Source organism: Photorhabdus antumapuensis, assembly GCF_020387775.1.
Taxonomy (GTDB): domain Bacteria; phylum Pseudomonadota; class Gammaproteobacteria; order Enterobacterales; family Enterobacteriaceae; genus Photorhabdus; species Photorhabdus antumapuensis.
Genome location: NZ_JAHZMK010000053.1, coordinates 93,622 through 106,050, shown reverse-complemented (window position 1 = coordinate 106,050; position 12,429 = coordinate 93,622). Strand labels below are relative to the sequence as shown.

10 protein-coding genes and 1 pseudogene are annotated in these 12,429 nt (G+C 45.1%); 5 read left to right on the top strand and 6 right to left on the bottom strand.

Going from position 1 to position 12,429, the window contains the following annotated elements; genetic code table 11:
• Positions 1 to 24 precede the first annotated feature (24 nt).
• Positions 25 to 1,488, bottom strand: coding sequence for an ArnT family glycosyltransferase (locus KZ793_RS19800; protein WP_225816886.1), 1,464 nt, complete (start codon positions 1,486 to 1,488; stop codon positions 25 to 27).
• A gap of 192 nt (positions 1,489 to 1,680) precedes the next feature.
• Here KZ793_RS19800 and yihI point away from each other — a divergent pair, with 192 nt between their 5' ends.
• The 4 genes and pseudogenes from yihI to KZ793_RS19780 all read left to right on the top strand — a co-directional run.
• Positions 1,681 to 2,190: a Der GTPase-activating protein YihI gene (yihI, locus tag KZ793_RS19795; RefSeq protein WP_225816885.1), complete on the top strand. Its 510-nt coding sequence runs from the start codon at positions 1,681 to 1,683 to the stop codon at positions 2,188 to 2,190.
• Positions 2,191 to 2,383: 193 nt separating this feature from the next.
• On the top strand, positions 2,384 to 3,757 hold the full coding sequence (gene hemN, locus KZ793_RS19790) for an oxygen-independent coproporphyrinogen III oxidase (RefSeq protein WP_225816884.1): 1,374 nt from the start codon (positions 2,384 to 2,386) through the stop codon (positions 3,755 to 3,757).
• Between the two features lie 492 nt (positions 3,758 to 4,249).
• Entirely contained in the window at positions 4,250 to 4,678 is a 429-nt protein-coding gene (locus KZ793_RS19785) for a hypothetical protein (protein WP_225816883.1), read from the top strand.
• An 8-nt stretch (positions 4,679 to 4,686) separates the two neighbouring features.
• Positions 4,687 to 5,076, top strand: a pseudogene (locus KZ793_RS19780) (transposase); the annotation flags it as partial.
• Between the two features lie 7 nt (positions 5,077 to 5,083).
• On the opposite strand, the gene glnG reads toward KZ793_RS19780, so the two are convergent.
• The 3 genes from glnG to glnA all read right to left on the bottom strand — a co-directional run bounded on the left by glnG (position 5,084) and on the right by glnA (position 9,148).
• Positions 5,084 to 6,526 (bottom strand): nitrogen regulation protein NR(I), encoded by a 1,443-nt coding sequence (gene glnG / locus KZ793_RS19775; RefSeq protein WP_225816881.1) that lies wholly within the window; start codon positions 6,524 to 6,526, stop codon positions 5,084 to 5,086.
• Between the two features lie 9 nt (positions 6,527 to 6,535).
• Positions 6,536 to 7,585, bottom strand: a complete 1,050-nt coding sequence (gene glnL, locus KZ793_RS19770) for a nitrogen regulation protein NR(II) (protein WP_225816880.1) — start codon at positions 7,583 to 7,585, stop codon at positions 6,536 to 6,538.
• Between the two features lie 153 nt (positions 7,586 to 7,738).
• On the bottom strand, positions 7,739 to 9,148 hold the full coding sequence (gene glnA, locus KZ793_RS19765) for a glutamate--ammonia ligase (protein ID WP_225816879.1): 1,410 nt from the start codon (positions 9,146 to 9,148) through the stop codon (positions 7,739 to 7,741).
• A 438-nt stretch (positions 9,149 to 9,586) separates the two neighbouring features.
• Here glnA and typA point away from each other — a divergent pair, with 438 nt between their 5' ends.
• The gene (gene typA / locus KZ793_RS19760) at positions 9,587 to 11,425 is read left to right on the top strand and encodes a ribosome-dependent GTPase TypA (protein WP_225816878.1); all 1,839 of its coding nucleotides are present in this window, start codon (positions 9,587 to 9,589) and stop codon (positions 11,423 to 11,425) included.
• Between the two features lie 56 nt (positions 11,426 to 11,481).
• On the opposite strand, the gene KZ793_RS19755 is transcribed toward typA, so the two are convergent.
• Together KZ793_RS19755 and KZ793_RS19750 are read right to left on the bottom strand one after the other, a co-directional pair.
• Complete coding sequence (locus tag KZ793_RS19755; RefSeq protein ID WP_225816877.1) at positions 11,482 to 12,051, bottom strand: disulfide bond formation protein B; 570 nt, start codon at positions 12,049 to 12,051, stop codon at positions 11,482 to 11,484.
• 14 nt (positions 12,052 to 12,065) lie between these two features.
• Positions 12,066 to 12,218: a DUF5993 family protein gene (locus tag KZ793_RS19750; protein ID WP_036768332.1), complete on the bottom strand. Its 153-nt coding sequence runs from the start codon at positions 12,216 to 12,218 to the stop codon at positions 12,066 to 12,068.
• Positions 12,219 to 12,429 lie beyond the last annotated feature (211 nt).

The window sequence follows — 12,429 nt, the reverse complement described above, 5'->3', positions numbered from 1 at the left end:
CAGGCTTTCAAATTTCAGAGAAAACTACTGATATTTTTCCGGTGACACAAAACCTACACAGATTGGTATTGGTTTCGTTTCAGGTTCAGGCTGGAAAAGAAACTCCTCAGTACTGTTTATTTTCAGTTTGGGCCAGTCTTGTAAAACGCTGTGAAAATCTTCCTGTTCACAGGCTTTACCTTTTCTTCCGATCAAAATAGCGCCGTCGCGTACAATATCGCTTGCTTTAACATGGCGGTTATAGACATTTGGCGTTTGCCCTTCCAACGTCCAAGGTTGGATCGTCTCTGGCTGACTTGGTGCGTAGAAAGTTAGCCACTGATGCAAGTATTCACCCCCAACATAATGGAGCGGAGTTGGGTAGAGTTGATGCCAGCGTTGTTCTAGTTGCCAGGAAAAGTCTTTGATACCTTCGAATTTATGACCAGCACCGCGAACATTGGCTGCCATAATCAGTACATATCCCATCAAAATCAATACCGCAACGACAATCAACCCTCCCAGAGTGCTGCGCAATGATTTTTGTGGAAATCGGGTAATAGAACCAACCAACAGTGCTGATGAAACAGACATAAAGGGGTGCAGCCATTCTGTCATTCTTCCGCCTTTATTGAATGAGAACCAGCAGTAGATAATCAGTAATGGCAGCAAGATGACAATGTTTACCAATCGGTTCGGTTGCTCCTTCGGCCAGCTAATACGGCCGCCAAGCTGATGGATAATAATGCCAACAATAATCAGTGGATAAAATACCGATAATAACGATCGGGTGGTGTGTAGATTAAATCCGCTATCTATTTGTGAATCTACCCATTTGAAGGCGGCAAAATCATTGTTCCACAGCCACCAGAAGTTAGGCAGGACCAGCATGAACCAGATAGCCAGGGCGATATAAAGCGCGGGTTGGCGGTAACATTGGCGAACTTTAGGCACAAACAGGGTCAACAGAAAAACTGAACCAACCAATGCTAATGTGGAATATTTTCCCATTGTTGCCAGCCCGGAACTGAGAGCAAATGCCAGCCACCAGTGTGGATTGTCGTATACTGCGCGCAGAAAGAACAGCATGGCCCACGGCCACAACATAATTAGCAGATAATTATCGTTATAAGGGATAATATCGAAGTTAATAATACCAGACAGGTTCAATGTCAGCATGGCGAGCCATGCCAGCTCTTTTTTCCCGGTCAGCCGAAATGCCAGATGCCATACACCGAGCATGCCAATCGCGATAGCAATAAAGTGAATGAAATACCAGTAAAAACTCAATGAAACACCGCTTATATGGATAGCAGGCAGCATCATTACACCAACTAACCACGGATTTTTAGGTGAACCCCATTCGCCGTTTTTTCCCCAGTTCAATGCTTCGACGGCATCATAAGGGACGGTTGGGTCGAATGAATAACTCACTATCATCCATAACAAAGCATAACCAACTACCCACAAGTAAACGGATTTATAGCAAGAAGTATCAAAAATAGGCATATCGATTTATCATTTATTGAAAGCTAAGAGTAATAGAATATTCGTTGATGGTTAAACCATGCATGAATGATAAGAGATTTTGGCTATATTTGTTAAAAGATAAAGAATTATTCGCGGCGCTTTTCTATACGTGCGGTTTCTGCTAGATTCCGGCGCAGCAATACCCTGATAAACCAAACTGAGTAACAGGCTATGAACCCGTTAAAGAAAAAAACACCGGCCAGAGCATCTGCTGGTAAACAGAAAAGAAAAAACCGCGAAGAATTGAATGCGGAAGGGCGTGCACGTAAGCGTGAGAAAAAACATCGTGGCAATCCGCCGGGTAACCGCTATCAGGAGAAAAGCGGTGATAAATACTCGTCAGACAAGCAGCAACGTGATCCACGTCTTGGCAGTAAAGTACCTGTTCCGCTGATTATTGGAGAACAACCGACAAAACCTGTCGTTGCTAATAAAGTTGAGACAAAACCACGTCTGTCGCCACAGGAAGAGTTGGCAATGCTGGAAAACGACGATCGTCTGGATGCATTGCTAGAACGTCTGGAAAATGGCGAAAGTCTGTCTAAAGAAGAGCATGACTATATTGATATCACGTTGGATCGGATTGATGCTCTGATGGAAGAGTTGGGTATTAAACTGGATGAGGAAGAGAGTGAAGAAGAGAAGCAGGATGACATTATGCAACTGCTGAAAGGTAAATAATTTAACCTCTCATGATCAAAGGCGGATTGCTCCTAATAACCATACCATTAGTATGTTATTTGCTATGGTTATTGGGTAAACTATGGCGATTGTCGCGGTGTAAAACCCGGTTGCGCAGAGTCACTACAGAGCAACATATTAACTATATGAAAGCGTTACGTTTTGATGGGCAAAAACATCGGAAGGAATAAGCATGTCTGAGCAAGCCATCGTTTGGGATCTGCCTTTGATCCAAAAATACAATTATTCCGGCCCCCGTTATACTTCATATCCTACGGCGCTAGAATTCAATCAACAGTATGATAATACAGCATTTATCCAGGCTGCTACCTGTTACCCTGAACGACCGCTTTCTCTCTACCTCCATATCCCGTTTTGCCATAAGCTCTGTTATTTCTGTGGTTGTAATAAATTGGTCACCCGCCAGAAGCATAAAGCGGATGAATATCTGCAATGGCTTGAACGGGAAATTCGTGGCCGAGCAAAGTTGTTTTCTGGTCGTAAAGTGAGTCAGATGCATTGGGGCGGTGGCACACCAACCTATCTTGATAAAGACCAAATCAGTAAATTGACGGGATTGTTGCGTAACCATTTTGATTTTCTGCCAGATGCTGAAATTTCTATTGAAATTGACCCACGTGAAATTGAACTGGATATGATTGATCACCTGCGCAATGAAGGTTTTAACCGTCTGAGCATGGGTGTGCAGGATTTCAATAAAGAAGTACAGCGTCTGGTTAACCGTGAACAGGATGAAGAGTTTATTTTTGCTTTGGTAGCACGTGCCCGCGAAACGGGTTTTAATTCCACCAGTATTGACCTGATCTATGGCTTGCCGAAACAAACACCAGAAAGCTTTGCATTCACTCTGGAGCGCGTATTAGCATTGTCACCGGACAGAATGAGTATTTTCAATTATGCTCATTTGCCGAATTTATTTGCTGCTCAACGTAAAATCAAAGCGCATGATTTACCGAGTGCCGAGCAAAAGCTGGATATATTGCAAGAAACAATCGCGACGCTGACAAACAATGGCTATCAGTTTATCGGTATGGACCATTTTGCCCGCCCGGATGACGAACTGGCGGTAGCTCAGCGGGAAGGGAAATTACATCGCAATTTTCAGGGTTATACCACTCAGGAAGAGTGTGACCTGTTAGGCTTGGGAGTTTCTGCTATTAGTATGTTGGGTGATAGCTATTGCCAAAATCAAAAAGAGTTAAAAACCTATTATGCGGAATTAGAAAAACAGGGGCATGCCTTATGGCGTGGCTTAACGCTGTCCCAAGATGATTGTATTCGCCGTGATGTTATTAAAGCGCTTATCTGTAATTTTCGTCTAAATTTTGCTGATATTGAGCAACAATATGGGCTGAGTTTTACCTGTTATTTCGCGGAAGATTTGCAATTATTAGCGCCACTGGTTGAAGATGGGCTGGTTGAAGTAAATGAAAAACAGATCTGGGTAGCACCACGAGGCCGGTTACTGATTCGTAATATATGTATGTGTTTTGATATTTATTTACGCCGGGAAGTTAGCCAGCGTCAGTTTTCAAGGGTGATTTGATTGTTCAGAGCATGGTTTTTAAATAAAAAGGTTTTAACCTCTTTGAAATCTTTTTATTTTACATTTGGGTATTCGCTTTTATAGTTTTCACTTAGCCTCATTTACCTATACCTAATAGATTTCGAGCCGCAGCGCGGCGGCAAGTGAATGAATCCCCAGGAGCATAGATAACGATGTGATTGGGGTGAGTGAAAGCAGCCAACAAAGCAGCAGCTTGAAAGATGAAGGGTATATATCTATTTAAATAAATTGGTTAATTCATTAAATAATAAAATAGCATGGCGGATTCGACTAATAAGCTACCGTCTTTACATTCACTTAGTCCTTTCAGCCAAGTGGTTTCCTGTGTATTGCCGAATTATTGAAACGGCATTCTGTATTGATCAGCTTTATCCGATTAAATTTTTTAAAATCGGATTATACGGTTGATGCTATTATTGTTCAGGTTCATTATTGGGCAAATTTTTACGCCGGTTTACAAGGTGGTACGTAATGAGTCAAGACGCATACGAAGCTATTCAGGAAAAGCGCCTAAAGCCTTGGAAAGGTGAAGAGGAGGTTCGATACATTTGGATGAAGGTGATAGAAGATGCTACTGGCCTTCATTTGAATGCTGAGCGAGGGCGTAAAGACTCAAGCCATAATCACGTAATCATTGAATTCAAAGCGCCAGGTTTGTTTCGTGGCAAGAAGGACAGCCCGGGCTTCAAAAATGCTACAGAAGAACGACTTCTGCCATATATACAGTGTGAGTCAGCGAAAACAGGAATTCCCGAATCTGATTTCATTGGAATAGCTATTGACGGTGAGCACATTTGTTTTGCTCAGGTCCATGGTGATCAGATTCATACTCAACATTTAATTCCCTTTTCAACCTATGCGGTCGATTTGGTGATTGACGCTTTTGTCTCCGATACCTAACTAAACGAAAAGATCGCTATCAGGTGCGCTATGTAGCTTACGATGTTTGGCTTAGACAGATAACACCTGAAATGAAGGTGCATTTTGACCCACTCGTTAAAGCTATAGATAACTGGTACGACGATGTTTTTGCTTACTTCGACCATCCGAGCACCAATGCTTATATAGAGAGTCTGAACAACCTGATGAGCGTGGTGAACCGTGTTGGTCGTGGTTACAGTTTTGAAGCATTGCGAGCTGAAATACTGTTTACTAAGGGCTTTCAGAAGAGCAAGAATCTTCACTATCAATGTCAACGGATTCCTGAGCAGGCATGCGGACCAGAGTCGGAAACGTCAATGAATTACGGTGCAGATATATCAGCACTGGTAAGAGAAATAGAAACGGGGCGATTATAGCCCTGTTTCAACACTCCAGCCCAAGTTCTTTTAACTTCCGTGTAATTGTATTGCGTCCCCAGCCTAGCAATCGTGCAGCCTCTTGTTTATGGCCTTTGGTATGCTTAAGTGCACAATTGAGTAAGGTACGCTCCAATAACGGTAATGCTTCAGATAGCAGATCCTGTTGACCGTTTTCCAAGGCACTTGTTGCCCATTGGGCAAGTCGCTGCGGCCAATCTTCCGGTATTGTATTTGTAGGTACTGTATTTACAGATGTTGTTGGGCTGGTTTCGGTATGATGGGGCTCAAATAATTCAGGCGGCAAATCTTGTACCAGCACCTCCTGGCTTGCGGCCATGACTGTCAGCCAACGGCAGATGTTTTCCAACTGGCGGACATTGCCCGGCCAAGGTAAACGCATTAAGGCTATTTCTGCGTCAGGATGGAGAATCTTTGTTTCTACGCCCAACTCTTTAGCGGTCTGTTGCAAGAAATGGCGAGTCAGGCGAGGAATATCCTCTACTCTGTCACGTAAGGGCGGTAATTGCATACGAATAACATTGAGGCGGTGATAGAGATCTTCACGGAATTTGCCTTTCTCTACCAAACGTTCTAGATCCTGATGGGTTGCCGCGATAATTCTTACATCCACTTTCACGGGAGCATAACCGCCAACTCGGTAGAACTGACCTTCCGCCAATACCCGTAACAGACGGGTCTGAATGTCCAGAGGCATATCACCAATTTCATCAAGAAACAGTGAGCCGTGATTAGCCTGTTCAAATCGCCCATGACGTACCTGATTAGCGCCGGTGAAAGCGCCTTTCTCATGACCAAACAACTCTGACTCAATTAAATCTTTAGGAATGGCTGCCATGTTAAGGGCAATAAATGGCTCATTGGCCCGTGGGCTGTGACGGTGCAGCGCATGGGCCACCAGCTCTTTCCCGGTACCGGATTCGCCATTGATCAGGACGCTGATAGAGGAACGGGAGAGGCGGCCGATAATACGGTAAACGTCCTGCATGGCAGGCGCTTCTCCTATCATGTCAGAAACGGGTGCGATGACCTGTGGACTTTTGATTGATTGATTCTGATCGCGGGAGTGGCTAAGTGCCCGTTCCAGCAAGGCAACGGCTTCATCAATATCAAAGGGTTTTGGTAAGTAATCAAAAGCGCCTTGCTGATAAGCACTAACTGCGGCATCCAGATCAGAGTGAGCGGTCATAATGATGACTGGCAGCAACGGGTTGCTCTGTTTGATATTATTCAGCAGGTTTAGTCCATTCATCCCCGGCATTCGGATATCCGAAATCAGTACATCAGGTGTGTTTTGGGCCAGCGCGGTTAGTGCGCTATCCGCGTCTGCAAAACTGGTACATTCCATCCCCGCGTTACTTAACGCCCGATCCAGTACCCAGCGGATTGAACTGTCATCATCGACGATCCAAATTTTTCCCTGTTGCATCGTTATCCTCTATTTCTTAATTGGTAAGTAGATAGAAAATTCTGTGTGCCCCGGCCAACTGGTAAATTCTATTTTGCCGGAGTGTTGGTCGATTAAATTGCGAGCAATGGATAGACCAAGACCTGTTCCACCTTCATGCGCACTGACCATTGGGTAAAACAAAGTGTCCTGAATGTGTGGTGGGATACCTGGCCCGTTATCTTCCACGTCAATTCTGGCCGCCAGACGATAGCGCTTACCATGCAAGGTAATCTGAAAAGCAGTACGAGTGCGGAGGGTAATGGTTCCCCCCTGTTTTCCTAGCGCTTGCAAGGCATTACGGGTGATATTTAGCAATACTTGTTCAATTTGATCAGGATAGTGGGCCAGTTCTGGCAAACTGGGATCGTAATCTTTTACCAGTGTGACGTTATTCGGCATTTCCAGCGAGACTAACTGGGAGACCCGTTCAGCAACATAATGAATGCTTTGCTTAATGTGTTCACCCGGATGTTGTGGGCCAAGCAATCGGTCTACCAGATGGCGCAATCGGTCGGCTTGTTCAATAATTACCTGGGTGTATTCCTGCAAAGCAGGATCAGGCAGTGCTTTTGACAGTAATTGCGCGGCTCCTCTCAGCCCACCAAGGGGGTTTTTGATTTCATGTGCCAGCCCCCGAACCAATTCCCGTGCGGCTATCTGCTGAGCTTGTTGTACCTGCTCTTGGCTTAACCGGCGTTGACTATCCATAGGCGCCAGTTCCAGCAAGATGAACTGCTCGGAAATTGGTTGGGCACTGAGCGACATAATGTGAAAGCGGTTATCAACCACTAATGTTACTTCGTTATCAGTAAAACTCTGGCCGCTGACCAGACTGGAGTGCATCAATTCTGTATCCAGTGAAAAATAACTGAACAGCACTGGAAGAGGTGTACCGAATAATTTACGGGCACTCTGAGCGAATAATTGTAGGGCTGCATGGTTGGCATAACGGATGACGAGATCAGTATCCAGTACCAGCACACTGTTAATCAGCGAATTTAATATTTGCCCGCTACCGGGCAGATTTTCCGTTTTCATCCACACCCCTGCACTTTTTTGGTGCACTGTATCATGTTCGAGCGTAAAACCCAGTCAAAGCCTGAAATCTAGAGAGCAGGAAAAAGGCCCATCCGAAGATGGGCTAAAGGTTTCACGGCAACAAAAAATGATCAGCGGAAACGGCGCTGTTAATTACACACTGTAATAGAGTTCAAACTCCAGTGGATGGGGTGTCAGACGGACACGCTCTATTTCACTGTTTTTCAAGTCAATATAAGCATCAATGGCGTCATCGGTGAATACATCGCCACGGGTCAAGAATTCGCGGTCGGCATCCAATGCTGCCAGCGCTTCATCCAGAGAAGGGGCGACAGTTGGGATCTCTTTGGCTTCTTCCGGTGGCAGGTCATACAGGTTTTTATCCATCGCATCACCGGGATGAATTTTGTTGATGATGCCGTCAAGACCCGCCATCAACTGAGCGGCGAATGCCAGATAAGGGTTAGCCGCTGGATCAGGGAAACGTATTTCAATACGGCGAGCTTTAGTGCTGGCAACAACGGGAATACGGATGGATGCCGAACGGTTACGGGCAGAGTAGGCCAGCATAACCGGTGCTTCATAGCCCGGAACCAAACGTTTATAAGAGTTGGTTGTCGGGTTGGTAAACGCGTTCAGCGCACGAGCATGTTTGATAATACCGCCAATGTAGAATAGCGCCAGTTCAGATAGACCGCCGTATTTGTCACCGGCAAACAAGTTAGTCCCGTTTTTAGACAGAGACATATGGCAGTGCATACCGGAACCATTATCACCAACCAGTGGTTTTGGCATAAAGGTTGCGGTTTTGCCGAAATTGTGCGCGACATTATGTACGACGTATTTGTAAATCTGGGTTTCGTCCGCTTTTTTGGTCATGGTGTTAAAGCGGGTAGCGATTTCATTTTGACCTGCTGTTCCCACTTCATGATGGTGAGCCTCCACAACCAACCCCATCTCTTCCATCGTCAGGCACATCGCTGAACGTAAATCCTGCGAAGAATCAACAGGAGGCAGCGGAGCATAACCGCCTTTTACCGCAGGCCGGTGACCTTTGTTACCGCCTTCATATTGCGTCCCGGAATTCCATGCAGCTTCGATATCATCGATGTGGTAGTAAGAATGGGACATGGCACTGCCGAAGCGCACGTCATCAAACAGGAAAAACTCAGGTTCTGGTCCACACAGGACAGTATCGGCAATTCCGCTTGAACGCAGGAAGTTTTCAGCACGTTTGGAGATGGAACGGGGATCACGGTCATAGCCTTGCATGGTGCCTGGCTCCAGAATGTCACAACGTAGAATCAGTGTGGCATCGTCAAAGAAGGGATCAAGCATGGCTGTGCTTGGGTCTGGCATCAGTACCATGTCAGATTCGTTAATCCCTTTCCAACCGCTGATTGAAGATCCGTCAAACATTTTGCCATCTTCAAAGAAGTCTGCATTAACCTGATGAGCAGGAATGGTCATATGTTGTTCTTTACCTTTGGTATCAGTGAAACGCAAATCAATAAATTTCACCTGATGCTCTTCAATCATGGTTAAAACATGTTCAACGGACATACTCGGTTTCTCCTGGTTTGTGTCGGTCTTGATAAAATGGTTGTGGTTAAGACTAAAGAAAACACAGTCACATCGTTTTACCTTAACAAGGCTATTTACACGTTTGCAAACTTATAATTTTGAAAGTCAAATAGTTGTGAAAATCAATTCAATTACGGAAGCATTTGCGAAAAGCGTGCCAACTTTTTAACGCCTTGCCATATACTGTGTTGTGAGTATGCCCGTGATGGGATACTTTGATATTTGGGAAGATTGCACTAAATTGGTGCAATTATGTTACTGCGAAGCACAATATTAGTGCATTTGTGCCGAAAGTGCGTCTGTTTATGGGCGTGAAAGGGATCACAATTTCATTGTTATCAAGTTGTTAAGCATAGATTATTGTGATCCTGTTTAGTCCTTCGACCAATGTGTGTACAATAGCGCGCCATTTATAAAATGCCTGAGGCAAAGTTTGTGATCGAAAAATTGCGTAATATCGCCATCATCGCGCACGTTGACCATGGTAAAACTACCCTGGTTGACAAGCTGCTGCAACAATCCGGTACTTTCGGTGACCGTTCGACAGCGACAGAGCGTGTGATGGACTCCAATGATTTGGAAAAAGAGCGTGGAATTACTATTCTCGCAAAAAATACCGCCATTAAATGGAATGACTACCGTATTAATATTGTAGACACTCCGGGACATGCCGATTTCGGCGGTGAAGTAGAACGTGTTATGTCTATGGTCGACAGCGTACTATTGCTGGTCGATGCTATGGACGGGCCAATGCCTCAGACCCGTTTTGTGACACAGAAAGCGTTCGCTCATGGTTTGAAACCGATTGTGGTCATTAACAAAGTTGACCGTCCTGGCGCACGCCCTGATTGGGTTGTGGATCAGGTGTTTGACCTGTTTGTTAATTTGGGAGCGACTGATGAGCAACTGGACTTCCCCATTATCTATGCATCGGCATTGATGGGAATTGCCGGTACTGATCATGAAGATATGGCGGAAGATATGACGCCGTTGTATCAGGCGATTGTCGATCATGTAGAGCCACCGAAAGTTGACCTTAATGGTTCATTCCAGATGCAGATTTCTCAGCTGGACTATAACAATTATGTTGGTGTTATCGGGATTGGTCGTATTAAGCGCGGTACTGTGAAGCCAAACCAGAACGTTACAGTTATTGATAGTGAAGGTAAAACCCGGAACGGCAAAATCGGTAAGGTACTGGGCCATCTGGGGCTGGAGCGTATTGAGAGTGAGCAAGCGGAAGCGGGCGACATCGTTGCGATTACTGGCCTGGGTGAGCTGAATATTTCCGATACGCTGTGTGATACTAATGCTGTTGAAGCGCTGCCACCGTTGGCTGTTGATGAGCCGACGGTAAGCATGTATTTCTGTGTTAACACCTCCCCTTTCTGTGGACGCGAAGGCAAATATGTCACCTCACGTCAAATCCTTGAGCGTCTAAAGAAAGAGTTGGTTCACAATGTCGCCCTACGTGTCGAAGAAACAGAAGATCCGGATGCGTTCCGTGTTTCTGGCCGTGGTGAATTGCACTTATCTGTTCTGATTGAGAACATGCGCCGTGAAGGCTTTGAACTGGCGGTATCCCGTCCGAAAGTTATCTTCCGTGAGATCGATGGCCGTAAGCAAGAACCCTTCGAGCAAGTGACGCTGGATATTGAAGAGCAGCATCAGGGAGATGTGATGCAGGGCTTGGGTGAGCGTAAAGCAGATCTGCGCGATATGTTACCAGACGGTAAAGGCCGTGTGCGCCTTGATTATGTTATTCCAAGCCGTGGTCTGATTGGCTTCCGTACTGAGTTCCTGACGATGACCTCCGGTACCGGTCTGCTGTATGCAACATTCAGCCACTATGATGATATTCGTCCGGGTGAAATCGGTCGCCGTCAGAACGGCGTGATGATTTCCAATGGTCAGGGCAAAGCGGTTGCTTATGCACTTTACAGCTTACAGGATCGCGGTAAGTTGTTCCTTGGTCATGGCGCGGAAGTGTATGAAGGCCAGGTGATCGGTATTCATTCTCGTTCTAATGACCTGACAGTTAACTGTCTGACAGGTAAGAAACTGACTAACGTCCGTGCATCCGGTACCGACGAAGCGACAACCCTGTCTCCACATATTAAGAAAACCCTGGAGCAGGCTCTGGAGTTTATTGATGATGACGAGCTGGTGGAAGTGACCCCGGTGTCTATTCGCCTGCGTAAACGCCATCTGACGGAAAACGAACGCCGTCGGGCGTATCGCAGTAAAGAAGCATAATCTTTCCTGCAATACCAATGCTTAGGGCGCCAATGGCGCCCTGAGTTTTTTGGGATTTATTTACCCAGCAATTGATAGAACGTTGGGTTGTCATCACACTGCCCACCGCCACACTCCAAAATGGTGGAGATTAAATTTGCGGTAATTAATATGACAAATAATCCGATAATAATCTGACCGATAGCAGACGTTTTTTGCTTTTCCTCGGTTGTTTTTTCCAGGCTTTTCAATATCAGCATGGTTGATATGCCGATAATCGCGATAACTGAGCAGATAAGGGCCCAAGTATAGAAATGTATACCAAAAAGCGCGGAACCATAACCGAGATCACCGGGTGTGATATGTAAAAACACTTGTCGGATCGCAATAATGCCAGTCACGACACAGCCGATAAGTGATAAGCCATAGTGCGCACTTTTGATACCAAAACACAGATTAAACAGGAAACCAAACCCTATCATGATCATGCCTGCTCGCTGTAGCAAACATAATGGACAAGGGAGTTCTGAAAGGACCAATTGATAATAGAAGGCAAGGGTTAGGACCGCACTGATAGCAAATAACCCAATGAGGTTAAATATCATGCCAAAGCTGATCTGTTGTTTTGTTGCTAATACCTGATTCATTAGATTGTCTCCCGTTAAAAAGATAGATTTAACGAATCAGTTGCATGATGGATAAACCAAGCTACAGTCGTCACCAAAAGAAGACCCCACAGGGTATAACTGGTTTTATACTTGCCATATAGGGTGGTGATAACCGCAAATAATGCGAGTAAAAAAGGTAAAAACATATACATAGTTGATTCTCCTGTTTTCTAAAAACATTCAAGACCTTTCCCTGTAGTAGATGGCTTTCTTCAGGGTAGGGAATTCATCGAACTCAGTTTAGGATCGTTTACTTCGATACAAGCGATCAATTATCCAAAGACAAGTTGTCCATTAAAAGAAAAGCTTTGGTGCCATTAATGGAAGTCGCTCTCTTTGGGTATCACATTTGAAAAC